Below are 25246 nucleotides of genomic sequence, written 5' to 3'. Positions count from 1 at the left end.
GCCCATGTCGTAGGGACCTTGGCTTACGGCCCGAGCATTGCGTCGAGATAGTTCTGGACGGGGTCGTACAGCGGGTGCGGGATATAGCCGCTCAGCTGGGTTCTGTCGGACCACGCGAGGTCGGTGAGCTCTTCCTTGTCGGCCACGGTCGCTTCCCCGCTCACGACGTTGCACGCTACGTAGATCATCGTCCGGCCGGTGGCGGGATGGACACGCTCACCGAGTACCTGGCGTGCGGCGACGACCAGTCCGGTCTCCTCTCTCGCCTCTCGCGCGGCCGCGTCTGCCGGATCCTCGGCGTCTTCGACTTTCCCGGCCGGGAACTGCCACGACAAGCTGCCTTCCGCGACCCGACGTCGCACCAGCAGTACGCGCCCGTGATCGACGATGATCGCCGCGGCAATAGGTGGCTGCTCGTCGCTAGCGCTTGGCTGCGTCACCAGAATCTCCAGTGCCTCGCGTCAAGACCGTCCACGCCGTTTCGCCGACACATGCTCGGCCACCGTGGCCACGTTTCGGTCGATATCGTCTAGCTTTTCGGTGAGCGCTACGAGACGCCGCTCGATCGAGTCCAGACGCGACCACACCGTTACCGCATCGTCGGGTACCGACTCATCCACCTGAGGTGGTGTACGGCCACGCAAGACCGCATCGAGATGCCGCGGGTGCCACCCCAGCGCGACCGAAAGCGCCTCCAACGTGCGCGAACTGCGGCGCCGCTCCACAGTGTGCCCGTGAATCTCCCGCACGATCGCTGGCGAGACATGCGAACGCCGCGCCAACTCCCGCTGTTCCCAGCCGAGCTCCCGCACACGTGTCCTGATCGCTTCGGCGACCGCAGCCCAGTCCTCCGGCACTGATCCCTCCGTGATCGACTCGCAGCCGAGACTAGCGGCTGAGGATGGTTGTCGCAGTGAGAATCGTCAAGACGACTGGGGTGTGGCCGGCCGCAAGCGAGGCGCCTGGAGCTCGGCTTAGGAGATGAAAGCCTCGCCGAACCGGATGCACCGGGCTTCGAGCTCGTAGTCCGATAGCTCGACGTGCGTCCCGGCATGCCGCCGTGCGGCCGAGGCGTGCAGGTGTCGTAGCTGTGCTCTGTCGCTGGAGTCCGCCTGGCGGTGATGACACTTCCAGCGCTTATGCGTACTGGCCGGCCGCGACACGCCGTGACTCCTCTCGTGACGCGAATTGGGGTCGAAGAGCGTGAATTCTGAGGTCCAGGGGAGCGGTTGGTACACCGAAGTCGCAGGTAGATGCTTTGGTGTTCTCCGATAGCGACCTTGACACGGTAGAGGTCACTGGTTCAATCCCAGTATCGCGCACCAACACTGGCCAGCGGAAACGCTGGCCAGTGGCGTTTGAGCAGGACATGCGTGGAACGGCTCATGGAATGAACCGGGTTACGCGGGGTCCTGGGTCGGCTGGATCACCCAGAGTCCGGCGAGAGCTGAACCGCCGGTGGAGTGCTGTGATCCATATGGGTCGGCGGCTGCCCGCGCACCCGGCGGTTGGTCGGGGGGCCGAGAGGCTCGAGTGATCACTCCGAAGGCCGTCGGGATAGGCCTTGCGTCATGTCTGGCGTCACCCAAGAACGGGTGCTTGCCGTCGGCGTTGTTCTCGGGCTGGTCACCAGCGACGCACCGGATTACCAGACTGGATGCCCGCCGCGTGCCCGTCAGGGCGGTCCTGTCCCTACCGTTAGCAGTGACCTGCGCACGTTCGGGTCGAACTTCTCGACCGCGATGCGCAGCGTCGCCCGTGCCATCTCGCCGCCGCGGTCGCGGAGGAAAGTCACTACCTCCTGGGGGTGCTCCACCGACGCGACCTTCAGCAGCCACCCGATGCTCTTCTGGACGTAAGGGTCCGGGTCGTCGATGAGACGTAGCGAGTTGCCGAAGACCACGTCGAGCGGCAGCCGGTAGATCTCGGCGCCGATCTTGCGGCGGACGAACTTGACCACCGCCACGTTGGCCGCCCGCCTCGCCCACGGCGAGGCGGAGCCGAGCCAGTCGCGCGTCGCGGTGATGAGGTCCGGGTGGCCGAGGAGGAACTGATAGACCACCTTGAGGCACAGATCGTCGCACTGGGCCCAGTTGGACACGACCGTCTCTAGCCAGCGGCGGAAGCGGTCGAGCAGCATGGCATCGAAACTGCGTCGCGCAACCTTCTCGAGCACGGCGAAAGCCAGCAGAACCTCCTCGTGATACGTGGCTCGCCGCAGCAGCAGCTCCGTGATTTCCAGCCGGTCTGCCGGGGTGAGGTCATGCGCCTTGACGTAGTCATTCGCGAGCGTGGCCACTGCGGCGTTGCTCACGCCGAGCGCCGCAACGGAGCCGGGGAAGTAGCGTTGCAGGGACTCGGCGAGCGCGGGACTGCTGAGGCCCGCCAACGTGGTGTGGAGATGATCGGCGGCCTTGGCTGGTGTCGTCACGTCACCTCCACAGCTGTGCGCGCGTAGTCGGGGATCGTCGGCAGTGTCGTCTCGACGATGCGGCGCGCGACCCCGTCGAAGTCGAACCGGTCGATCAGGTCCGCGACAAGCGGTTCGTCGGCGTGGCCGTCCGTTGGCACGACAGACATCGCTGCCTCCTGGTGCCTGGGCTCGCCGGGGGCCACAGACCTCCGCCGAGCCATGCGACATGGATCCTGGCAGGTTAACTCCGCCGACCCCGGTTCGCTCACGCCGATCGACTCAGCTGTCGTACTGACCAATAAGTCGATTTGAAACGATGAGTGCTCTGTTTGAACTATGTCGGGATGTGGCTGCTGACCGCGATCATCGGGCGCTCGACTTGCTGCGCCGCGTCCGCGCGGTGCGGTCGGCGTTGTGCACGGCGGGCACCGGGCTGTCGTCGTCCGAGGTCGCACGGCAGCTGAGCAGCTCACGGGTCACCGCCCGCTGCTACCTGGAGCACCTCGCCGACGCTGGGCTCGCCGACCGCCACACCCGCTACGGCGGCAGCGGGCGTCCCGAGGTGGAGTACCGCTGGCACACCGGGTAACCGCGTCTGGTCACCTGGCCGTGGCCGGTGCGCGGGAGACGGCGGGACTGCGCCGCCCGCGCGCCTCGTCCCACACGGCGTGGAAGCGCTCGGCCGCCGTGTCTTGCCGGGGCGTCAGCAGACTGACGACGATGAGGGTGGCGGTGCCGATGGTGACGCCCCAGAACACTGGCTGTAGCCCCGCGATGACCGGGTACCAGCCTAGGTAGCCGGTGATCGCGATGGTCTGGCCGACGACGAGGCTTGCCATGGCGCCCCACTTGGTCGCCCGTCGCCAGAAGATGCCGGCGATGAGTAGCGGGTAGAACACGGCGAAGCCGGTGAAGGCGAACTGCGCGACATCGAAGATGCCTGGCATGTCCAACAGGGACACCGCGTAGGTGAGCGCGAGTAGGACTACGACGAACACCCGCGCCCAGCGCACCTGTGAGCCGGGCGTTGACCCGCGCTGGTAGCGGCCGACGATGTCGCGGCTGAGCATGTTGGACAGGGTGAGCACCTGGGCGTCCATTGAGGACATGACGATCGCGAGTAGCGCGACCAGGCCGAAGGCGGCGACCCAGTCGGGCAGCAGTTGCGCGGTGAGCAGGAAGATGACCGAGTCGGCTTCGGCGCCGATGAGTCCGGGCACCAGCGACGCGCCCCAGAGCCCGAGCAGGATCGCGGGCACCCAGGTCACCACGAGTGCGACCGGGTAGGCGATCCCGGAGGCACGGAGGTCTTTGCTGCTGCGCGCGGAGATCATCCTGATCCAGACGAACGGGAACGCGAAGATGATGAACGAGAACAGGATGAGTTGACTGATCGTGGCACCGAGGCTGAAGGGTCCGTCCCAGCTGCGGGTGAGCAACTGTGGCTGTTCGCGTTGGAGCGTCTCGATGATCCTGCCGGTGCCGCCCGACGCCGTGGGAATGAGCACGACGGCGAGCAGCAGAAAGGCCATGAACAGCAGGGTCTGCGCGGTGTTGGTCCACGCGGTGCCCTTCATGCCGCCGGCCCAGGTGTAGTAGGCGACGACGATGGTGACGGCGAGCCCGCCCGCCCAGTACGGGATGCTGCCGCCGGTGAAGTTCTCCAGCGCGCGGCCGCCGCCGATCACACCGGTGAGGATGTAGGGGATGGTCCAGCCGACGAAGCCGAGGAACATCAGCACAGCGAGGCCGTCGCTCTGGAACCGCTCACGATAGAACTCGACCGGCGTGACGTAGCCGTACTTGCGGGCCACCAGCCAGCATCGGTAGCCGAAGTAGAACGACAGCGGCATCACGAACAGCAGCGGCCCTGCCAGCATGAGCCAGATGCTGATGCCGCCGTGGTAGGCGACGCCGGGCAGGCCGAGCATGACGAACGCGGTCATGTTGGTGCCGAAGATCGCGGCGAACAGGACGAAGCGGCGCAGGCCGCGGTTGGCGAGGAAGTAGCTCTCGGCGTCGGCGCTGGTCTTTGACGCGGCGGCGCGGCCGAGCAGCACCATCAGCCCCACGAACGCGGTGGCGCCGACAAGGACGAGGGCGGTTTGTGACATGGCTGGTCTCTCTTCTCGGCGGGGTTCAGTCGTTGTCGCGGGGCCAGACGAGGCGGAAGATGCCCCACAGTGCGACGACCGACAGCGCGGCGTAGGCGAGGAAGTAGGAGAACTGGATCGGGATGCCCGCCACGACGGGTTCGATCGCCGAGCCAAGCCATCCTGTCCACTGCAGGGCCAGCATGACGAGCACGATCACGCTCGCGGCGGTGACGCGGGTGCGGTCCACTTCAAACCTCTCTCCGGTGAGTGGGCTGGGTCACTGGAGAGGAAACATCTAAACGACGGTCGTGTCAATAACGACACATAAATTAGTTGCTTGTCAGGCGGGTTCGTGATGGCTCGTGTGTCAACACGGCAGCGCCCGAGGGTCTGCCGCGCGGTCTACTCGGCCGTGACCTCGTCGAAGTACTGCTCGGCTGGTTGTTGCAGCAGGTCGTGTGCCTCGATGAAGACGTCGTGGGCGCGGCGTCCTGACCACTGCGTCGGCAGTAGTTCGGCGGGCAGGTCCGGGTCCCGAAACGGGAACTTCCGGTAGTCGTAGGTCAACTGCATCCGCTCGACTAGCGCCTGTTTGCCGGTCAGCGTGCCGCGCCGGTAGGTCTCCAGCCGGGGTTCGTAGGTGGCGAGGAACTCGTTGTAGTCGGCGTCCAGTTCGTCGAGGTCCCAGCAGCGGGCCGCCATGTCGCGGTCGACGGCAAGGCTGCCGGACTGGCAGGTCAGCAGGTTCAGCCGTACAGCGGGTTCGTCGGCGAAGTGCTCGGCGATCTGCTCGAGCCGGTTATGCGGGCAGATATAGGTCGACGTGGCCAGCGGGCCGAAGCCGAGCCAGGCGAGGTCCTTGCGAACCCGGTCGCGCACGCCACGTTCAGCCTCGGGTACGGAGTAGATGACCATGTGCCAGTGCCCGTCCCACGGCTCGCGCGCCCGGGTGAAGATCCGCTCGCGACCCTCGTTGAGCATTTGCAGGCTTCGACTGTTGAGCGCGTAGGAGGTCTCTCTGCCGTCCTTGTGTGCGTCGAACCAGCCTTCCTTGCGCAACCGGGCCATCACGACGCGCACCGTGCTGTCGCCGACGTCGAAGCAACTCATCAGCGCGCTGAGCGTGCGTAGCCGCGCGGAGCCGCCTCGGTAGCGGATGTAGTCACCGAACAGGTCGAACACGATCGACCGCGGGCGCATGCGCTCCTCCTTCGCGGGCACCGGCTGATGTTGCCCGAGTTTCGCACGGACAGCGCCGTTGCCGTGTCGCGGCGGGGACGGCGTTTTCGCGGTGTCGTGGACCTGGCGATCGTGCCGAATGGCTGACGGTCGTTGCATATCTGACGCATAGTACCCGTTGCTTCGACGTGACTGTCGATGATGTCGCCACCCGAACAGGTGAGGCGCTACGGCTTGACGGGCTAGTTGCGTTGCGTTCTACTAACGTTCGTCTCAATTATGACACGTATCGGAGGTCGACGATGACAGCACCGAGGCGACAGCGTGGCCGCCGCGCCCTCCTCCCGATAGTGGTTGGCGCGCTCGCCGTGTCGATGCTGGCCGTCGGCGACGTCGCGGGCGCGGACAGCACGCGCGGCTCCTGGCGCGACGACGCTGGGCCCGCGATCCTGCACGCCCCGCCGCCGGACGCGCCGCAGTTGGAGAACACCGGGATCTGGCACGCCAACCCGACGCGGGTGTGCCTGACCAGTGCCTACCGTGCGGGCGAGTTCCTCTACCAGGGCTGCCTGTGGGACGACCAGGGCGGCGGCCTTCCGCTGGAGTGGCCCGCTAGCACCCTGCTCAAGGCCTACACCTACCCGGACGATCCCGCGTACCGGGCGAACGCGGCCGACCTGGTCGAACTGCGCGCGAAGCCGCACGGGAACACGACGGCATTCCGCATTACCTACAACACCATGACCAATTCCGACCTGGTCGCCACCACGATCGCGCTCGGCGCCTCCGCGCAGCCACGCCAGGCACCGCACGGCGCGAACACCGTGCTGCCCGCGCGCACCTTCGTCACCGTGCACGGCGCGCGGGCCATTGTCGTCGACGCCGCCACCGGCGAGCGCGTCCGCGTCCTTCCCGCGTCGGTCGATCTGACACGCAGGCAGGTCGAGGTGCGCGTGCCCAAGGACGTCTTTGACCCGACCGGCAGGACCGTGCGGCTCGCCGCCACCGGCCTGTGGGACACCGAGGCGGGCCGGTACCTGACGCCGCAGCCGACCGCCGACGCCGACAGCCCGGGTGGCGCGTCCATCGGCGATGCCACGCCGTCGGCATTCTTCGACGTCGCGTTCCGCTACGACGAGCCGATGGACAGCGCCTGGCGCGACCGGCTGCAGAAGCAAGCGATCGCGGACGGCGACATCAGTCAGTTCTACGCCGAGGTCGACTTCACCAAGCTCGCCCGACGAGTCAACGACGACATGACCGGCCAACGCGGCGGTGTCCCGAAGACCGGCTACATCCACCGCATTTACCCGACCCACTTCGAGAGTAGACAGGGCAGGCGGCTGCCCGGCGACCCCGGTGGTCCACCGGTCGGGGCGTTCAGTCAGCAGAACGGCCTGAACCTGGACAGTTCGGAAGGCTCGTCGGACCGGCCGAGCGGACAGTTCGGCTGGGTGTGCCGCGACGAGTGTGTGCCAGGTCTGGCCGGGCAGCTGCAGCGGTACCTGATCTACGTGCCCGAGATCGACGCACCCGAAGCCGGTTACGGCTCGCTGACCTGGCTGCCTGGCTACGCCGAGACCCCGGCCGACTGGGTCACCGGCGAGCGCGACCTCTACCAGTCGGTGGCCAACCGGCCTGAGCATCCGACGGCCGTGATCGCGGTGGACGCCCGTGGCGCGGATAATTGGTACTACGGCCAGAGCGGTGCGAGCGTGTTCGAGGCGATGGCCGACGCCGCGCGGCACTACCCGCTCGACCCGGACCGTCGCGTGCTCGGCGGGTTCTCCAGCGGCGCGTACGGCGCGAACAAGCTGTCGCTGCAGTTCCCGGACGCCTTCGGCAAGGCGTTCATCTGCGACGGCTTGAACAAAGCGCCGTCGTTCCCCGGCCTCAACGGCGTCGCCGACACGCTGCCGGTCGACACGCTCACCGAGCACGAGAAGGGCTCGACGTTGACCCCGCTGCTGCCGTCGCGGCGCAACCAGCCGGTGATGGAGTGGGCAGGCGCCAACGACGACTTTATTCCCTACAACATCACCCGTGAGCGCGCCGAGGCCTACGCTGCCGGTGACTACGACTACGAGTTCATCACCTGGGCCGGGGTGGCCTCGGAGCACGCGGTCATGTGCGACGCCGGGGTGCTCGGCATGCACGCGGGCGGCACCTGGGACGTGCTCACCAGCTGGCTCGGCGACGGCCAGCGCGCCGTCGACCCCGCGCACGTCACGTACGTGCGCAATCCGCTGATGGACGACCCGGCTTCCGGGCTGGTCGGCGACCGCGCGTACTGGGTGTCCGACATCCAGACGCGCGAGGACGCCCTTGGCACCGTTGACGTCGTCTCGCACGGCTTCGGCGTCGGCGATCCCGACGTGCCGTCGGTTGGGCGTGAGGTGCGCACCGCGGAGGGCAACACCGTGCCGGTGAACCCGTATCTACGGGAGTACCGGCACCTGCCCGAGCCGCCCACGACGCCGAGACGGAACGCGCTAGAGGTCACCGTGTCCAACATCGGCGCGCTGGTCATCGACCCGGCGCAGGCCCGAGTCGACTGCGACGCCGCCCTCGACGTCACCACGGACGGCCCCGTTGAGGTGACACTGCTGGGCTGCGGCGAGCCGCGGCGGTTCGGATAGCACGGGCGGTTCGGCTCGCGGAGGCGAGTCTCAGGTGGCCTTCGGTGCGTATCCCGTACCGAAGGCCACCTGACCGCGATACCGCTGGCGCATTCCCGGAGACGGCGCAAAAGAGTGTCAATCTAGCGACGGACGTGTTATATTTGTTTCGCAACGTCGACCCGAAGTGAGGTGCGGATGGTTTCGCGGATCGCATGTGTCGGGGGTGGGCCTGGTGGCCTGTTCTTCGCCACCTTGGCCAAGCAGGTGATGCCTGACGTCGAGGTCACCGTCTTCGAGCGCAACCGGCGCGAGGACACCTTCGGCTTCGGCGTGGTGTTCTCCGACGCCACCCTGGCCGGCATCCACGCGGCCGACCCGGTGCTGTTGCGCGGTCTGCACGACCACGGCAGACACTGGGACCGCATCGAGGTGCGGCTCAAAGGCGAACGGCTGCGCTGTGGCGGCAACGGCATGGCGGCGATCCATCGCAAGACCTTGCTCTCGCTGTTGCAGGGCCGGGCCGCCGAGGTCGGCGTCGAGTTGCGGTTCGAGACTGAGGTCGCCGGTCTGTCCGAACTGGACGAATTCGACCTCGTCGTCGCCGCTGACGGAGCCAACTCACGCATCCGCGCCGAGCTCGCCGATGCGCTCGCGCCCAGCGCCGAGGTCGCGACGGCGAAGTTCATTTGGTTCGGCACCAGCTACCTGTTCGACGGCCTGACCTTCGTCCACGAACACGGCCCGCACGGGACGTTCGCCGTGCACGGCTATCCCGTCAGCGACAGCATCAGCACCTTCATCGTCGAGACCGACGAGGCATCCTGGCGCGCGGCCGGGCTGGACGAGTTTGACACCAGCCAGCCACCCGGCCCCAGCGACGAGAAAACCCAGCGGTACCTGGAGAAACTGTTCGCCGAGCAGATCGACGGGCACCCGCTGCTCACCAACAACTCCCGATGGGGCAACTTCCGCACCCGCCGTGCACGCTCCTGGCACCACGGCAATGTTGTGCTGCTCGGCGACGCCGCACACACCGCGCACTTCTCGGTCGGCTCCGGCACCAAGATGGCCATGGAGGACGCTATCGCCCTCGCCGACGCCCTCGCGGCGACGCCGGACGACCTCGCGACGGCGTTGGACACTTACGAGCAGGTGCGCAGACCTCAAGTCGCCAAGATCCAGGACTCGGCGCGTCCCAGCCTGTCATGGTGGGAACACTTCGGGCGCTACCACGACGCGTTCGAGCCCGCCCAGTTCGCCTTCCACTTCCTGTCCCGCAGCATCGGGCGGGCCAAGCTCGCCCAACGCGATCCGGAGTTCGTCGCCATCGCCGAGCACGCCTGGCGCGCGAGCCACGACGGCCACGACGTGTTGGACACCCCGCTGGAACTGGACGACCTACGGCTCGACGGCCGGTTCCTCACCGACGACGTCCCACTCGGCCCGCGGGCCATGCGGCTGGCGGCACCCGACACCGAGGCAGGGCTGCCCGCCGTGTTCGCCGAACTTGACGCGCTCGCCTGGCAGCGGCCGAGCGCTGTCGTCGTCCACTCTGGAACGTCGTTGACACGGGCGCTGTTGTCCGAACAGGCCCGGCTGGTACACGGCATTCCCACGGTGCTCGCGGAGCCGGACGTCGGTTCAGGCACAGTCGACCGCGCCGCGACGTTGGTGCTGTCCGGGCGAGCCGACGTCGTCGCGACGTCCGAGGCGGTGGGCGCATGAGGACTGCTTGCAGGTCCGAATCATTAGCCACGAGCGATGATCTGCACGCGCTGTTCGAGCCGAGAGCAGTCGCCGTCATCGGCGCCTCGCGGCATGGCACCAAGCTCGGCGCGGTGATGGCGCGTTCCCTCGCCGGTTTCCCCGGCGGCTGCCTGCTGGTCAACTCTCGCAATCCCGACCCGGCGGCAGGCGTGTACCCCTCTCTGCGTGAGGCGGTGGCCGAGACCGGACAGACTGTCGACCTGGTGGTGCTCTGCGTTCCTGCCGCCGCGTCCGCCGCCGTGCTCGCCGACGCGTCCGACGCCGGGGCGCGCGCCGCAGTGGCGTGCGCGGGCGGCTTCAGCGAGATCGGCGACGGGGGCGCGGCGCACGAACGGGCGCTCGCCGACGTCGTCGCCAGCACCGGGGTGCGGCTGCTCGGTCCGAATACGTCGGGGTTCGTGGCACCGGCGCACGGCCTGACCGCGAGCTTTGTCCCCGCCGCGGCCGAGGTGCCGTCGGGGTCGGTTGGCGTGGTCGCCGCGAGCGGCGGCGTCAACCACGCGCTGGCGTTCGCGCTGGCCAACGCTGGTACCGGCGTCAGCGTCGCGGCGGGCATCGGCACCGGCATCGACGTCACGGCCGCCGACGTCGTCGAGTACCTGGCCACTGACCCAGCCACGACCGCGATCGCGTTGCACGTCGAGACCGTCCCGGACGGACCCCGCCTGCTCGCGGCCGTTCGCGCCGCATCCGCCGTGAAACCCGTCGTGGCGCTGGTGGTCGGTCGCAGCGACGTCGCCGACTTCGCCCGTTCGCACACCGGCGCGCTCGCGACGTCGTGGCGCACCACCCGGGCGGCGCTGCGGCAGGCAGGCGCGGTCATCGTCGACGACGACCGCGAGCTGGTCGACGCCGTCACCGCGCTCACACACACGAGACTGGAACCGTCGGCCGACCCGGGCGTCGGGCTGGTGACAGCACAAGCAGGACCGGGCCTGCTGTTGGCGGACCGGCTCCGCGCTGACGGCGTGCGGCTGCCGGAGCTGGCCGAATCGACGCGCGCGCGGATCGCCGAGGTGCTGCCGCCGCTGACCTACCAGCGCAACCCGGTCGACACCGGAAGGCCGGACGGCTCGCTCGCGACTGTGCTGCGGGCGGTCGCCGACGACCCGGCCATCGACGTCGTCGCGTCGTACACACTGTCCGAACCGGACACGCTCGACCTGACCAGCGTCGCGCAGGACGCCGGACTGCCCGGTGACGTCCCCGCCGTGCTGACGATCGGCGGCCTGGTCGACGAGACCGACGCGGTGCGCGCGCAGCTTCACAAGATCGGTGTGCCCGCGCTCACCAACCCGGCTGCGGCGGCGAACGCGGTGCGCGCGCTGGTCGCCGACGCCCGCGCCTGCCACCGCGCCGCCGCGCCCACGCGCTCCCCGGCGATGGTGCCATCGGTGCCCGAAGGTCCGCTGGATGAGGCGCGGGCCAAGGCGTACCTGGCGACGCTGGGCGTTCGCACACCGGAGAGCCGGGTGTGCACGTCGCTGACCCAAGCGTGTGCGGCGCTCACCGACATCGGCGGGCCCGTCGCCGTCAAGCTGCTCGACGCCACCGTGACGCACAAGACCGAGGTCGGGGGAGTGCACCTCGGCATCCGCACCGAGCCCGAGCTGGCCGACGCCGTGCGGGCGCTGGCGCGGACCGGCGCGCCCCGATACCTCGTCGAGGCGATGGCCCCGCCCGGTTTCGAGCTCGTCGTCGGCGCCCGCCGCGACCCGGTCTTCGGGCCGGTCGTGCTGGTTGGGCTCGGCGGCACCACGGCCGAAGCCCTGGCCGACGTCGCCATCCGCGTCGCCCCGGTCAGCCATGCCGAGGCAGCGGCCATGCCCGGCGACCTGGCGGGAAGCGCCCTGCTGGACGGCTGGCGTGGCGGCCCGGTGCTCGACCGCGACGCGTTCGCCGACGTCGTGACGACGTTGGGCGACGCCCTTGTGGCCTACCCCGAACTGGACGAGATTGAGATCAACCCGCTGCGCGTGACCGACGCCGGGCTGCTGGCCTTGGACGCCGTGATCACCAGGACACAGGAGGGCACGTGAGGACTGCTCGCAGGTCCGAACCATCGGAAACGGTAAATACCGACGTCGTTGCTCCCACCAGCGCCGGAGTCGTGTCGTGGCCACCCGAGGCCGCCGCCCGCTACCGCGCTGAGGGCTACTGGGAGGACAAGCCGCTCGGCGCGCACCTCTACGCTCAGGCTGACGCCACCCCGGACGCCGTCGCCGTGGTCGACGGCCCACTCCGGCTGACCCACGCCGAGCTGATGGCACGCGCGGACGGCGCCGCGCTGCGGCTGCGCGAGCTGGGACTGCGACCCGACGACCGCATCGTCGTCCAACTCCCCAACGGCTGGGAGTTCATCGTGCTGACGCTGGCCTGCCTGCGGCTCGGCGTGGTGCCGGTGATGGCACTGCCCGCGCATCGTGGCCACGAGCTCACCTACCTCGCCGAGCACGCCGAAGCCAGGGCCATCGCGGTGCCAGGCGTCGTCAAGGACTTCGACCACGAGGCCGTGGCGCATGACATCGCCGCACGCAGCGACACCCTGGAGCATGTGCTAGTCGTCGCCGACACCGTGGCACCGTCCAGTGTGGACCTGCGCGCGCTGTGCGCGCCTGCCGAGCAGCCCGCCGAGGCCCGCGCCGACCTCGACGCCACCCCGCCCGACCCGGATAGCGTCGCGGTGTTCTTGCTCTCCGGTGGCACCACCGGGCTGCCGAAGCTGATCGCGCGCACCCACAACGACTACGCCTACAACGCCAAGCGCGCGGGTGAGGTGTGCGGCTTCGGGCCGGACACCGTCTACCTCGGTGTACTGCCGCTGTCGCACAACTTTCCGCTCGCTTGCCCCGGCATCCTCGGCGCCTTCGCGGTGGGCGGCCGAGTCGTGGTCGCGTCGTCGCCCGACCCGGCGAAGGTGTTCGACCTGATCGAGCACGAAGGCGTCACCGTCACGGCGGCGGTGCCCGCCGTCGCGCAACGGTGGCTGGACTTCCGCGAAGCGAGTGACCGCCATGACCTGAGCAGCCTGCGGGTGTTGCAGGTCGGTGGGGCGCGGGTCGCCGACGAGGTGGCCAGCCGCGTCCGACCGGTGCTCGGCTGCACGCTGCAACAGGTGTTCGGCATGGCAGAGGGGCTGCTCAACTACACCCGGCTGGACGACCCGGAGGAGGTCATCGCACACACCCAGGGTAGGCCGATGTGCGAGGCCGACGAGATCCTGGTCGTGGACGAGTCCGACCGGCCGGTGGCGCCGGGGGAACCGGGCGTGCTGCTCACCCGTGGTCCCTACACGCCGCGTGGCTACTACCGCGCGGCCGAGCAGAACACCAAGGCGTTCACCCCCGACGGCTGGTATCGCACCGGCGACATCGTACGGCTGCGCCCGGACGGCAATCTCGTGGTCGAGGGTCGCGACAAGGACATGATCAACCGGGCGGGGGAGAAGATCTCCGCGGAAGAAGTCGAGAACTTCGCCTACCAGTTACCAGAAGTGAGTCTCGCCGCCGCCGTCGCCATGCCGGACCCCGACCTCGGCGAACGTGTCTGCCTCTACGTCGTTCCGCACGCCGGGGCCACCGTCGGAATCGACGATATGCGCGCGGTGATGGAACAGGCGGGCGCCGCCCGCTTCAAGTGGCCGGAACGCCTGGTCACCGTGGACGAGCTACCGACGACCAAGGTCGGAAAGATCGACAAGAAGGCGCTACGCGCGGACATCGCACGGCGCATCGAGGAAGGAGCCGCACGCTGATGACCACCAGTGCCTCCCCCGTCACCATCACGGCGACCGACGCCGACGACCAGCCTGACCGCACTCCCGAGTTGGAGGCGTTGTATCGCGGGTTCGAGTCGGAGCTGCTGATTCCACTGTGGACCGAGATCGGCGACCTGATGCCGCCGTCGCCTCGGTCGAAGGCGGTGCCGCACCTGTGGCGGTGGGGCAACCTGATACCGCTGGCGACCGAGGCGGGGGAGTTGGTACCGGTCGGACGCGGAGGCGAACGGCGCGCGATCGCGCTGGCCAACCCTGGTCTGGGTGGGCGGCCGTTCGCGACGCCGACGTTGTGGGCGGCGATCCAGTACCTCAACCCTGGTGAGGACGCGCCGGTGCATCGTCACACGCAGAACGCGTTCCGGTTCGTCGTGGAGGGTGAGGGCGTGTGGACCGTCGTCAACGGCGACCCGGTCGCGATGCGGCGGGGTGATTTTCTGCCGCAGGCGGGCTGGCACTGGCACGGCCATCACAACCGCACCGACCGGCCAATGGCCTGGATCGACGGCCTCGACATCCCGTTCCAGTACGCCGTCGAGTCGACGTTCTTCGAGTTCGGCCCCGACGAGGTCGAGACCCGCGAAGCCCCGGAACGGTCCCGCTCGGAACGGTTGTGGGCACACCCCGGGCTGCGGCCACTGACCCAGTTGACGCCGACGCCTGCGACGCCGCTGCTGGCATATCGGTGGGAGTACACCGACCACGCCCTGCGTGAGCAGCTCGCGCTGGAGGCCGAGGGGTATTCGGCGACGGTCGAGCCGGGCCACGCCGCTGTGCGTTACACCAACCCGACGACCGGCGGCGACGTTATGCCAACGTTGCGCACCGAGTTCCACCGTCTCGCCCCGGACACCGCGACCGCGCCGATCCGTGAGGTCGGATCCTCGGTGTATCAGGTCTTCGACGGCACCGGCGAGGCCAGCGTCGGCGAACACAGCTGGGAGGTCGAGCGGGGCGACCTGTTCGTGGTGCCGTCCTGGCAGCCACTGGCGCTGACCACCGACACGGGGCTGGACCTGTTCCGGTTCAGCGACACCCCGATCTTCGAACGACTCCACCAGCACCGCACCTCTACGGAGGCCACGCAGTGAAACTCGCGACCATCCGCACCAGCGACGGCACCCGCGCCGCCCGGCTCACCGCAGACGGCTACGTCGACCTCGGCTACACCGACGTCGGCGATCTGCTGACGCACGACGACTGGACCGGCCGCGCCGCGTCGGACGGCGAGGTCCACCCTCCGCGCGGGGCAGACCTCGCGCCGGTCGTGACCCGGCCGGGCAAAGTGCTCTGCGTGGGGCTGAACTACCGCACCCACATCCTGGAGATGGGCCGCGAACTGCCCGAGCACCCGACGTTGTTCGCGAAGTTCGTCGAGTCGCTGATCGGTGCCCGCGACCACATCGAGCTGCCACCGGAGTCCGACACCGTGGACTGGGAGGCCGAACTCGCGGTGGTGATCGGCAGGCCGGTGCGCCGCGCGAGCACGGAGGAAGCCGAGGCGGCGATCGCGGGGTTCACCGTGCTCAACGACGTCTCCATGCGGGACTGGCAGTTCCGCACGAAGGAGTGGTTGCAGGGCAAGACGTTCGAGGCATCGACGCCGGTGGGGCCGGTGCTGGTCACCCCGGACGAACTGCCCGGTGGTGTGCGGCCAGCTGCGTCGATCAGCTGCGACATCAACGGCGAGGTGATGCAGAAGGCCGACACCTCCGACCTCGTGTTCGACCCGGTCGACCTGGTGCGCTACGCCTCCACCATCCTCACCCTGCGGCCCGGCGACATCATCGCCACCGGCACCCCCGGCGGGGTCGGCCACGCCCGCACGCCTGCTCGCTATCTCGTCGACGGTGACACCGTCGTCACCGAAATCGTGGGTATCGGCAGGCTGGACAACACCGCGAGGGCGGTATGAGCGCCCGCGAGTGGACTGACATCGGCACCACGCTGTTCCTTGACACGCTCGACGGGCTCACCGACGCCGAACTCGACGCCAGCACCGCGCTGGAGGGCTGGACCCGCAAACACCTGGTGGCGCATGTGCACTACAACGCCGAGGCCCTTCGGCGGCTGGTGAGCTGGGCGGCCACCGGAGTCGAGAACCGTATGTACGCCAGCACAGAGCAACGCAATACCGAGATCGCCTCCGGCGCCCAGCTGCCCGCGGCCGAACTGCGCGCGCTAGTGCGCGACTCCGCGACGGCGTTGGCGTCCGCTATGGATGCCCTGCCCGCTGAAGCGTGGCAGCGGCAGGTCATCACCGCCCAAGGACGTGTCGTGCCCGCCACCGAGATCCCGTGGTTACGCGCCCGCGAAGTCTGCGTTCACGCCGTCGACCTCGACAGCGGCGTCACCTTCGACGACCTACCCGACGACTTCACCACCGCACTCGCCACCGACGTCGTCAGCACACACGCTAAAGCGGGCGCCGCTGACCTCGTCGCCTGGCTCACCGGACGAACCACCGAACCACCACAACTCGGCCGATGGCTCTGACCCTCGGACAGGAAGCCCTTCCAGCGTGTCTGGTCGAAGTACCCGCTGACAGGCTGACGCCCAAGCCTGATTGATAGCGGTTAAGGTTGTTAAGGTTAGGCTCACCTATACAAACGCGAGTAGGTGAGATCCGTGGCCCCGTCTGATGCGTCTTCCGCTCGCCCGCGAGCGTTGCCGCGGCTGTTGTCCGCTGCTCGGGTGAGCTGGCCGGTGGTCATCAGTGCGCTTGTCGTGGCGTTGGCCGCGACGGTTTTCGCGAGTGTGCGGTGGGGCGTGCGGGAGATTCCGTTCGAGACAGTGTGGGAGGCACTTCTCGCCCGCGATGTATCGAACCCCGACCACGAGGTGATCTGGCGCCAGCGCATGCCGAGGACCGCGATCGGTCTTGTCGCCGGTGCCGCGTTGGGTGTGGCTGGCGCCCTCCTGCAGGGGTTGACCAGGAACCCGATCGCGGACCCTGGGCTGCTGGGCATCAATGCGGGCGCCTCGCTCGCGGTGGTGGCGGCGATCGGTCTTGTCGGCGTCACCGATCCCGCTGGGTTCGTGTGGTTCGCGTTCATCGGCGGGGCCGGTGCGGCCGCGCTCGTCTACGCGGCCGCCACGCTGGGGCCGGACGGTCCGACTCCGGTCACGCTCGCATTGCTCGGGGCGGCCGTGACGGCCACCGCGACGTCGGCGATCACCGTGGTCCTGCTCACCGACCAGTCGGTTTTCGCTGACTACCGCTTCTGGTCGGTCGGCGCCTTGGTGAACCGCCCCGCTGAGCTGGTGCTTCTTGTGCTTCCCATCGCGGCGGTCGGTGGGTTGCTCGCGGTGGTCAGTGCCCGGTTCCTGGACGCGGTGGCATTGGGCGAGGACCTCGCCAGGGGGCTCGGGCAGGACGTCGACGGTGGTCGGATGCGCGTGCTTGCCGCGGCGGTGCTGTTGGCCGGAGGCGCGACCGCGCTGGTGGGGCCGATCGCGTTCGTCGGTCTGCTGGTTCCCCATCTGGCCAGGGCGCTCGCGGGGATCAGTTATGCCAGGGTGGTGCCCGTGTCGGCGGTGCTCGGCCCGGTCGTTCTGCTCGTGGCGGATGTGATCGGTCGGTTGCTCGTCCGTCCCGCTGAGGTGGAGGCCGGAGTGGTGGTCGCCTTCGTCGGTGCGCCCGTGTTGATCTGGCTGGTGCGGCATCAGAAACAGGTGTCGATGTGAGCGGGACCGTCGTGACGCCGACCCATGCGCGCGCCGGTGGCCCTACGAGCACGCGTCATAGGGTCACCCGTGCGTTCCGGACGCGGCGGCGTCGCCGCGCTGCCGTGTCGGTGTGTCTGGCAGGGGTGGCCGTGGGGCTGGCACTCGTGGCGCTGATGTTGGGCGAGTTCCCGGTGAGCCCTCGGGACGCGCTCGCGGTGGCGGTGGGCGCTGAGCAGGGCCCCGCGCGTCTCGTCCTTGTCGAGTTCCGGCTGCCTCGTCTGCTCGTGGCGGTCCTGGTCGGGATGGCGCTTGGCACGGCGGGAGCGCTGTTCCAATCCGTGCTTCGCAACCCGTTGGCCAGTCCGGACATCATCGGCGTAAGCCAGGGTGCCGCCGTGGGCGCCGTGATCGCCGTTCTCGGGTTGGGACTGGCGGGTCTGTGGATCTCCGCAGCCGCATGGCTGGGGGCGCTGACCGTCGCGGTGCTGAATCTCGCGGTGGCGTGGCGGGGCGGGTTGGCCGGTCGGCGGTTCGTGCTCTGCGGGATAGCCTTGTCCTTCGCCTGCGCCAGTGTCACGTCGTACCTGCTCGCGCGCGGCGACGTCCGCGAGGCGCACACGGTTCTGCTCTGGCTGGCCGGATCCGTTGGCTCAGCGACGTACGACGATCTCGTTCGGCTCGCGTGTGTCGTCGGCGTGCTCGTGCCGTTCGCGCTGCTCCTTGAGACGCGGCTGGCGATGCTCGAGTTGGGGGAGGACACGGCGGCAGGACTGGGAGTTCCTGCCACCCGGACCCGCGTGACAGCCATCGTGCTCGCTGTCGGGTTGGCGGCCTCGGCGGTCGCCGTCGCGGGGCCGATCGGCTTCGTCGCGCTCACCGCGGGACCGATCGCGCGACGACTCGTCGGCGACGGCAAGCCCGTCGTGGTGGCCAGCGCGCTGGTGGGTGCCGCCGTGACGCTCGGCGCCGACGTCATCGCGGAGCATCTGGCGCCCGGCAGCACCGTTCCGGTTGGTGTCGTCACCGGGTTGATCGGTGGGCCGTACCTGTTCTGGTTGCTCACGCAGTCGCGTGAAGTGAGGAGGAGTTCGTGAGTGCGGATGTGTCGGTAGGGGCGGACGCCGCGACGTCGCTGGCGACACGAGAGCTCACCCTCGCGTACGGCGAGCATCCCGTGGTTGAGGGGCTCACGCTTGAGCTGCCCGCGGCGCGGGTGACGGCGATCGTGGGACCCAACGGGTGCGGAAAGTCGACCGTGGTGCGCGGTCTGGGGCGGCTGCTTCGCCCGAAGTCCGGTCAGGTCCTGCTCGGTGGACGAGACATCCGGACGATGTCGAGCCGCGCGCTGGCACGCCGGGTCGGGCTCCTGCCGCAGCAGCCCGTCGCCCCTGACGGGTTGACCGTCGCGGACCTTGTCACGCGTGGCCGGTTCCCGCACCTGGGCGTGTTCACACGGCCCGGCGCCGCGGACCTGGCGATCGTCACGGAGGCCCTTGACGCGACCGGGACCGCTGACCTCGCCGAACGCCGCATCGACGAGCTCTCCGGCGGGCAGCGGCAGCGCGTCTGGATCGCCATGGTGCTGGCCCAGCAGACAGACGTGCTGCTGCTGGACGAGCCAACCACATTTCTCGACGTCGCCCACCAGATCGAGGTGCTCGACCTGCTGAGTCGGCTGAACGCCGAGCGTGGCACCACCGTGGTGATGGTGCTGCATGAACTCAACCTGGCCGCGAGGTACGCCGACCACATGGTCGTGATGGCCGGGGGTCGAGCGGTGGACCAGGGGCCGCCTGGCTCGGTGCTGACCGAGGACGCCGTGCACACGGCGTTCGGTCTCCGGGCCATGGTGGTGCCGGATCCGGTCACCGGGAGCCCGATGGTGGTGCCGCGCAAGTCCACATCGTGACCCACTATTAAGGTAAGGCTTACCTATGTATAGTGTCGCTCGATCGTGGTGTTCGTGCCGCGTGTCAGACTCGAGATGGAGTAGCTAGATGTCTGAATTTCCGTTCCCTAGACGCCGACGCCGCGTGGTCGGAGGCGCGATTGTCGCGGCGGCCGCGCTCACGCTCGGTGCCTGTGGCACCGACACGGGCTCCGGTACCACGGAGAACTCCTCGTCACCCGCGGCCAGGTCCTTCGAGCCGGCGACGATCGAGCACGCCTTCGGCAGCACCGAAATCGACGAACGACCGACGCGCGTCGTGACCATCGGCTGGGGTTCGACCGACGCGATGTTGGCTCTCGGCGTCGTTCCGGTGGGGATCGAGAAGCAGGAGTACGGCGGCGACGAGAACGGCGTGCTGCCGTGGGTTGCCGAGAAGCTCGACGAACTCGACGCCGAGACCCCGACGCTGCTGCCATCGGCGAACAGCGCCGACCCGGCGTACGAGCAGATCCTGGCGCTGGAGCCAGACCTCATCCTCGCGCCGTATTCGGGCATCACGGAGGAGCAATACGGCAAGCTCGCCAAGATCGCGGACACGGTCGCGTACCCTGAGACGCCGTGGTCCACCTCCATGGCTGAGATCGTGACCACGACGGGGCGGGCGCTCGGGTTGGCTGACGAGGCTGACGAGGTTCTCGCCGACATCGATGCCACGGTCGCCGAAGCGGCTGCCGAGCACCCCGAGTTCGAGGGACTGACCATCGCCACGCTGGCAGCGGGCAGCAACGAGCTCTACACCTACACGCAGGCCGACCCGCGCGAGCAGGTGCTCCGTGACCTCGGGTTCGAGACGGCGCAGAGCGTGCTCGACTTCACCAAGACCGCCGAGGACAGCGCGTTCTACGTGGCGTTCTCTTTCGAACAGGCCGACCGGCTCACCTCCGATGTCCTGTTGAGCTACTCGGACAGCTCCGAGGCGTTCGAGACGCTGCGGAAAAACCCCGGTTATCAATCGATGCCGCAGGTCAAGGCGGACGCTGTCGCCCACGTGGTCGGCGAGTCCAAGGTCGCGGCCGTCTCGCCGCCCACGGCGTTGTCGGTGACGTGGGGGTTACCCGACCTGGTGGAGCAGCTCGCCGACGCGGCAGCGAACGCGTCCTAACGTGGCCGAGGGGATGACCACAGTGTCAGTACGACGGGAAACGAGATCGTGAGCGGCGCGCCACAGCTGGCTCAGGTGTCACCGTTTCGCCTGTTCGAGGTCGAGACGCTGCGTACCCAGCGGTTGAGCCCGACCTTCCAGCGGATCACCATGACTGGTCCTGAGCTGGGAGAGTTCGCCGACAACGGATTCGACCAGCGGATCAAGCTCGTGCTGCCGCTGCCCGGCGTCGGCTTTCACCACCTCTCGCGGGGCGATGACTGGTATCAGCACTGGCGGACGCTCCCTGGGCACCTGCGCAACCCGATCCGCACCTACACTGTCCGCGCCATCCGCCGCGACGCGGGCGAGATCGACGTGGACTTCGCGTTGCACGACGACGGCGGCCCGGCCTCCCGCTGGGCCGCCGCCGCTCGGCCCGGCGATCGGCTGGTGATCGTCGGGCCGAACGCCGCGTACAGCGGGTTTCACGGTGGCCTCGACTTCCTTCCGCACCCCGAGACCCGGCGAATCCTGCTCGCGGGCGACGAAACCGCCGTCCCTGCCATCGCGAGCATCCTCGAGTCACTGCCCGCTGACGCGTCCGGCGAGGTGCTGCTTGAGGTGCCACACACCGCCGACGCCCTCACATTGGCCCGTCCGCACCGGATGCGAGTCACATGGTTGGGACGTGACGGTGTCGCTCATGGCGACCGGCTTGGCCCCGCACTGCGCGACACCGCCGCCGGGTTCTTCGGTGGGAGCGGAGGACGAACCCCCGGTCAGCCGGTCGACGATGTCGACGTCGATGGCGACCTGCTCTGGGAGGTACCGGACTACGCTTCGGCGGCTCGCGGGCTGTATGCGTGGCTGGCGGGGGAGGCCGGCGTCATCAAGACATTGCGTCGGCACCTCGTTACCGACCTCGGCATCGACCGTCGCGGCATCGCGTTCATGGGTTACTGGCGCATCGGGCGCAGCGAGCCAACGGACTGATCACTCTCCAGGAGGTTCACCGCTCGCTACCCGCCCGCGGGAGGTGCGGACGGTGTCATGCCTGGTGGGTGGCGTTGCTCTCGCCGACGAGGTCGGGTTCGATGTAGATGATCTTGGCGATGGGGACGGCCGTGCGGATGCGGTCTTCGGCGGCGTCGATGGCGTTGGCGACTTCTTCGGCGGTGGCGGCGGGTGCGACGGCGACGTTGGCGGCGACGAGAAGTTCGTCGGGGCCGAGGTGCAGTGTGCGTAGATTGGTGATGGCGTCGATGCCGTCGCCGGAGAGCGCCCGGTGGATGGCGAGTTGGTGCTCGCGAGTGGCGCCTTCGCCGACAAGCAGGGATTTCATCTCGATGGCGAGCACGACGGCGATGATGACCAGCAGTACGCCGATCATGGCGGTGCCCGCGGCGTCCCAGCGTCCGTCGCCGGTGGCGAGAGTGAGGGAGACACCGGCGAGGGCGAAGGTGAGACCGAGCAGTGCGCCGAGGTCTTCGAGCAGGATGACGGGGAGTTCGGGTGCCTTGGCGTGGCGGACGAACTCGGGCCAGGATTGGCGCCCGCGGACGCGGTTGGATTCGACGACGGCGGTACGCAGTGCGTAGCTTTCCATCACGATCGCGATGAGCAGCACGACGATGGGGACCCAGTGCCAGTTGGTGATCGCCTCGGGGTGGCTCCATTTGTGCCAAGCCTCGTAGAGGGCGAACAGGCCGCCGAGGGTGAACAGCACGATGGAGACGATGAACGCGTAGACGTAGCGTTCGCGGCCGTAACCGAATGGGTGCTGGCGGGTCGCGGGGCGTTGCGCGCGCTTGCCGCCGAGCAGGAGCAGCGCCTGGTTGCTCGTGTCCGCCAGCGAGTGCACCCCTTCGGCAAGCATTGACGACGAGCCGGTCAGGGCGGCGGCGACGAACTTGGTGACGGCGATGCCGAGATTGGCGAACATCGCGGTGATGACGGCTTTGGTGCTTCCCTCACTGGCCACGGTGAAACCCTATCGGGAGTAGCGTGGGGCGTTCGCCTCGGCCATGAAGTGTGCATCGGGCGGCGATGGATTCTCGTGCGGTCAGTCGGCGTAACGCGGGTCTCGTTCGCGACGAATGTCCGTCAAGCAGTACCGCGTAATCGAATGCGGTACGGGTGGAAGAGGTCTAGGTTTGGTCAACGTCGCGGTTGATCCGTCGTATGACGATGAGGAATGTCGACGCAGGCTGTTCGCCGGTGAGGTCATCGTTTACACCGGCGTTCCGGAGGTCGTCGCGTTCGTGGAATTCACGCGCGAGCTAATCGCCGACGCCGTCGCGCCGGACGAGCCGCGCGGCGTCCATTCGTCCCGGACGCCGGATGAGCTGGCCGACATCCTCATCGAGTTCAAGCCGCGGTTCATTCACCATCCGGAGTCCATCGCACATGTGCGGCGCATCACGAGTGCGCTTGGGGCGGCGCCTGCCGACACCCACGCCGATGTGCCGAAGCTGCGCACCGCGTTTCCCGAAGGCGGGTTGAGCACCGGCATCGCCAAGGCGTTCCAGCCTCATCGCGACACCTGGTACGCCGCACCGCGTCAGCAGATCAACTGGTGGTTGCCCGTCTGGCCCGTCGCTCCGAACAACGCGATGGAGTTCTACCCACGCTGGTTCGGCCGCGCCATCCCGAACACCAGCGGCGCCTACAACTACTACCGCGCCAACCTCTGGCGTTCACGCATCAAGGACTTCAGCGGCGGTGTGGATGCCCGCGTGCATCCCGCGCCGGAAAACCCGCTGCCCGAGGACGAACCGCGCCTGTGCCTGCTGCCGCCGGTCGGCGGCATCATGCTGTTCGCGGGTGACCAGCTCCACGCCAGCATCCCCAACACCAGCGACGTCACCCGATACAGTGTTGACTTCCGCACCGTTCACATCGCTGACGTCCGCGGCGGGCAGGGCGCTCCCGGTGTCGACGTCGCTTGCGCCGGCACCGCCCTACGCGATTTCCGCCGGCTCAGCGACCTGGCTCGGATCAGCGAAGCGGACGTCGCTCCCTATGACACGTACGACTACGACGGCGAGGGCATCACCACTTTCACCCCGCAGCTACGCTGACCACCCGCGCAATGCGATTCCACGAAAAGCCCGGCTATGGACCTAACGGATATCACCGTAATCATGGGGACCGTACTCGCCAAACTCGGTGCTCTTGGGTTTGACGCGAGTATTGACGCTCTCGGACTCGAATGCGAATCCCGTTCTCGCGTCCCGATACGCGAAGTCAGCTAGTTCTTCCTGCATCGCATGAGCGACGGCGTTCCACGCCTCGCTACCCTGATAGTGCGCACGATTGGTCAGCGCCACAGAAAATGTAACGGTAACATCCCGGCTCTCCATGCGATTTCCTTCAAGAGTATTTAGGCGGCGCGGATAATTAAAACTACACGAACGGCCATCTTGTCATGCTGCGCGCCTATTCGCCACTCGCGCCGATTTCCGCATACCTCGATCGGAATACGTAGAAATGGCTTCCGTTCGGTTCGACCGTGCTATCCCGCCACGTCGGCCTGGTCGCGTTCAGCCGAGCTTCCGCAGCTTCGGCATGATGTCTTCGGCGAATTGGGTGAGAAAGCGATTTTGGTCGTGGCCGGGTCCGTGGAAGACGAGGTGGTTGAGCCCGGCGTCGATGTAGGGCTTGATCTGGGCGACGGCCTCGTCCGGGTCTGAGGTGACGATCCAGCGTTTGACCACCTGCTCGATGGGAAGCTCGTCCGCGAGACGTTCCATTTCCTCGGCGGAGTCGACGCTGTGCTTCTGCTCGGGGGTCAGTGACAGCGGCGCCCAGAACCGGGTGTTCTCCCTGGCGCGCTCGGGGTCGCGGTCGTAGGAGAGCTTGATCTCGATCATCTTGTCGATGTCGTCTGAGTTCCGTTCCGCGGCTGTCGCGCCTTCGGCGACGGCGGGCATGAGCTTGTCGGTGTAGAGTTCCATCCCTTTGCCGGACGTGCAGATGAACCCGTCCCCGGCGCGGCCCGCGTATTTGGCGACGACGGGGCCACCGGCGGCGATATACACCGGGACGGGTTGTCCGGGGCGGTCGTAGATCTTGGCGTTGACCAGGGTGTAGTAGTTCCCGTCGAACGTGACGTCGTCTTGCGTCCAGAGTGCGCGCATGAGTCGCACCGCCTCGCGCAGCCGCGCGAACCGCTCCTTGAACTCCGGCCATTCCATGCCAGACACGGCGACCTCGTTGAGCGCCTCACCAGTGCCGACGCCCATGAACACCCGATTGTCGGACAACAACGACATCGTGGCGAACGCCTGGGCGATCACCGCGGGGTGATACCGGAACGTCGGCGTCAGCACGCTGGTGCCGATTCGCACCCGACTGGTGCGCTCGGCGACGGTGGACACCCAGGCCAAGGCGAACGGTGCGTGTCCGCCAGCGTGCCGCCACGGCAGGAAGTGGTCGGAGGTCACCACGCTGTCCAGCCCGAGTTCCTCGGCGCGCACCGCGAACTCCACCAGATCCCGTGGGCCGAACTGTTCCGCCGAGGCCTTGTAGCCAACCGTGATGCTCACTCAAGCTCCCTTGCTACCGCTGGTGTTCCATGATCGGTGCTGTCGTGATGGCACAGCCACCCGGGGCACGTCGCCGAAGCTGTCCGCCGCCGGACCAGTCCCGTGCCATGAACAGGAAGGTACTTCTGGGAGAGTTCAGAAGGC

At 68.1% G+C, this 25246-nt stretch carries 24 protein-coding genes; 14 read left to right on the top strand and 10 right to left on the bottom strand.

The features are described from left to right. Window positions 1-23 precede the first annotated feature (23 nt). From ACFQGD_RS19780 to ACFQGD_RS19765, 4 genes are all read right to left on the bottom strand, one after another. Window positions 24-440 carry an NUDIX hydrolase gene (locus ACFQGD_RS19780; RefSeq protein ID WP_345389721.1) on the bottom strand — a complete coding sequence of 139 codons (417 nt, stop codon included), beginning with the start codon at window positions 438-440 and terminating at the stop codon, window positions 24-26. Window positions 441-461: 21 nt separating this feature from the next. Continuing rightward, the gene (locus ACFQGD_RS19775) at window positions 462-857 is read right to left on the bottom strand and encodes a helix-turn-helix domain-containing protein (RefSeq protein ID WP_345389724.1); all 396 of its coding nucleotides are present in this window, start codon (window positions 855-857) and stop codon (window positions 462-464) included. 818 nt (window positions 858-1675) lie between these two features. Next, complete coding sequence (locus tag ACFQGD_RS19770) at window positions 1676-2431, bottom strand: DNA alkylation repair protein (RefSeq protein WP_345389727.1); 756 nt, start codon at window positions 2429-2431, stop codon at window positions 1676-1678. Next, window positions 2428-2580, bottom strand: coding sequence for a hypothetical protein (locus ACFQGD_RS19765; protein ID WP_345389730.1), 153 nt, complete (start codon window positions 2578-2580; stop codon window positions 2428-2430). Before ACFQGD_RS19765 ends, ACFQGD_RS19770 begins: the two co-directional genes overlap by 4 nt. Before the next feature lie 179 nt (window positions 2581-2759). Here ACFQGD_RS19765 and ACFQGD_RS19760 point away from each other — a divergent pair, with 179 nt between their 5' ends. Continuing rightward, window positions 2760-3002, top strand: coding sequence for a hypothetical protein (locus ACFQGD_RS19760; RefSeq protein ID WP_345389733.1), 243 nt, complete (start codon window positions 2760-2762; stop codon window positions 3000-3002). 10 nt (window positions 3003-3012) lie between these two features. On the opposite strand, the gene ACFQGD_RS19755 is transcribed toward ACFQGD_RS19760, so the two are convergent. From ACFQGD_RS19755 to ACFQGD_RS19745, 3 genes are all read right to left on the bottom strand, one after another. Further along, window positions 3013-4527: a sodium:solute symporter family protein gene (locus tag ACFQGD_RS19755; protein WP_345389736.1), complete on the bottom strand. Its 1515-nt coding sequence runs from the start codon at window positions 4525-4527 to the stop codon at window positions 3013-3015. Window positions 4528-4552: 25 nt separating this feature from the next. After that, window positions 4553-4756: a hypothetical protein gene (locus ACFQGD_RS19750; RefSeq protein WP_345389739.1), complete on the bottom strand. Its 204-nt coding sequence runs from the start codon at window positions 4754-4756 to the stop codon at window positions 4553-4555. A 155-nt stretch (window positions 4757-4911) separates the two neighbouring features. Continuing rightward, window positions 4912-5709: a PaaX family transcriptional regulator gene (locus tag ACFQGD_RS19745; protein ID WP_345389742.1), complete on the bottom strand. Its 798-nt coding sequence runs from the start codon at window positions 5707-5709 to the stop codon at window positions 4912-4914. 281 nt (window positions 5710-5990) lie between these two features. On the opposite strand from ACFQGD_RS19745, the gene ACFQGD_RS19740 reads away from it, so the two are divergent. The 12 genes from ACFQGD_RS19740 (at window position 5991) to ACFQGD_RS19685 (ending at window position 21548) form a co-directional block, all read left to right on the top strand. Beyond that, on the top strand, window positions 5991-8327 hold the full coding sequence (locus ACFQGD_RS19740) for a hypothetical protein (RefSeq protein WP_345389745.1): 2337 nt from the start codon (window positions 5991-5993) through the stop codon (window positions 8325-8327). 177 nt (window positions 8328-8504) lie between these two features. After that, window positions 8505-10034 carry an FAD-dependent monooxygenase gene (locus tag ACFQGD_RS19735; protein ID WP_345389748.1) on the top strand — a complete coding sequence of 510 codons (1530 nt, stop codon included), beginning with the start codon at window positions 8505-8507 and terminating at the stop codon, window positions 10032-10034. Continuing rightward, window positions 10031-12115: an acetate--CoA ligase family protein gene (locus ACFQGD_RS19730; protein ID WP_345389751.1), complete on the top strand. Its 2085-nt coding sequence runs from the start codon at window positions 10031-10033 to the stop codon at window positions 12113-12115. The genes ACFQGD_RS19735 and ACFQGD_RS19730 overlap by 4 nt, the downstream gene beginning before the upstream one ends. Further along, window positions 12112-13830 (top strand): (2,3-dihydroxybenzoyl)adenylate synthase, encoded by a 1719-nt coding sequence (locus ACFQGD_RS19725; RefSeq protein ID WP_390183357.1) that lies wholly within the window; start codon window positions 12112-12114, stop codon window positions 13828-13830. Before ACFQGD_RS19730 ends, ACFQGD_RS19725 begins: the two co-directional genes overlap by 4 nt. Beyond that, window positions 13830-14942, top strand: a complete 1113-nt coding sequence (locus ACFQGD_RS19720) for a cupin domain-containing protein (protein ID WP_345389754.1) — start codon at window positions 13830-13832, stop codon at window positions 14940-14942. Before ACFQGD_RS19725 ends, ACFQGD_RS19720 begins: the two co-directional genes overlap by 1 nt. After that, on the top strand, window positions 14939-15766 hold the full coding sequence (locus ACFQGD_RS19715; protein WP_345389757.1) for a fumarylacetoacetate hydrolase family protein: 828 nt from the start codon (window positions 14939-14941) through the stop codon (window positions 15764-15766). The genes ACFQGD_RS19720 and ACFQGD_RS19715 overlap by 4 nt, the downstream gene beginning before the upstream one ends. Continuing rightward, on the top strand, window positions 15763-16347 hold the full coding sequence (locus ACFQGD_RS19710; RefSeq protein ID WP_345389760.1) for a maleylpyruvate isomerase N-terminal domain-containing protein: 585 nt from the start codon (window positions 15763-15765) through the stop codon (window positions 16345-16347). The genes ACFQGD_RS19715 and ACFQGD_RS19710 overlap by 4 nt, the downstream gene beginning before the upstream one ends. A gap of 198 nt (window positions 16348-16545) precedes the next feature. Beyond that, the gene (locus ACFQGD_RS19705) at window positions 16546-17538 is read left to right on the top strand and encodes a FecCD family ABC transporter permease (protein WP_345389763.1); all 993 of its coding nucleotides are present in this window, start codon (window positions 16546-16548) and stop codon (window positions 17536-17538) included. Between the two features lie 131 nt (window positions 17539-17669). Beyond that, window positions 17670-18614, top strand: coding sequence for a FecCD family ABC transporter permease (locus ACFQGD_RS19700; RefSeq protein ID WP_345389766.1), 945 nt, complete (start codon window positions 17670-17672; stop codon window positions 18612-18614). Continuing rightward, on the top strand, window positions 18611-19429 hold the full coding sequence (locus ACFQGD_RS19695; RefSeq protein WP_345389769.1) for an ABC transporter ATP-binding protein: 819 nt from the start codon (window positions 18611-18613) through the stop codon (window positions 19427-19429). Before ACFQGD_RS19700 ends, ACFQGD_RS19695 begins: the two co-directional genes overlap by 4 nt. 88 nt (window positions 19430-19517) lie before the next feature. Then, window positions 19518-20573, top strand: coding sequence for an iron-siderophore ABC transporter substrate-binding protein (locus ACFQGD_RS19690; protein WP_345389772.1), 1056 nt, complete (start codon window positions 19518-19520; stop codon window positions 20571-20573). 48 nt (window positions 20574-20621) lie between these two features. Then, window positions 20622-21548 (top strand): siderophore-interacting protein, encoded by a 927-nt coding sequence (locus ACFQGD_RS19685; protein ID WP_345389775.1) that lies wholly within the window; start codon window positions 20622-20624, stop codon window positions 21546-21548. A 55-nt stretch (window positions 21549-21603) separates the two neighbouring features. Here the strand turns inward: ACFQGD_RS19685 and ACFQGD_RS19680 are convergent, their stop codons facing one another. Continuing rightward, on the bottom strand, window positions 21604-22536 hold the full coding sequence (locus tag ACFQGD_RS19680) for a cation diffusion facilitator family transporter (RefSeq protein ID WP_345389778.1): 933 nt from the start codon (window positions 22534-22536) through the stop codon (window positions 21604-21606). 172 nt (window positions 22537-22708) lie between these two features. Between ACFQGD_RS19680 and ACFQGD_RS19675 the strand changes: the two genes are divergently transcribed. Next, window positions 22709-23635, top strand: coding sequence for a phytanoyl-CoA dioxygenase family protein (locus ACFQGD_RS19675; protein WP_345389781.1), 927 nt, complete (start codon window positions 22709-22711; stop codon window positions 23633-23635). A gap of 42 nt (window positions 23636-23677) precedes the next feature. On the opposite strand, the gene ACFQGD_RS19670 is transcribed toward ACFQGD_RS19675, so the two are convergent. Continuing rightward, window positions 23678-23917 (bottom strand): hypothetical protein, encoded by a 240-nt coding sequence (locus tag ACFQGD_RS19670; RefSeq protein ID WP_345389784.1) that lies wholly within the window; start codon window positions 23915-23917, stop codon window positions 23678-23680. A 180-nt stretch (window positions 23918-24097) separates the two neighbouring features. Then, a complete protein-coding gene (fgd, locus tag ACFQGD_RS19665) occupies window positions 24098-25102 on the bottom strand; it encodes a glucose-6-phosphate dehydrogenase (coenzyme-F420) (RefSeq protein WP_345389787.1) in 1005 nt (334 codons plus the stop codon). Between the last annotated feature and the right edge of the window lie 144 nt (window positions 25103-25246).

Origin of the sequence: Haloechinothrix salitolerans (assembly GCF_042662605.1) — a bacterium.
Classification (GTDB): domain Bacteria; phylum Actinomycetota; class Actinomycetes; order Mycobacteriales; family Pseudonocardiaceae; genus Haloechinothrix_A; species Haloechinothrix_A salitolerans.
Note: the sequence above shows the minus strand (reverse complement) of the source record. Positions and strands in the feature narration are given on the sequence as shown.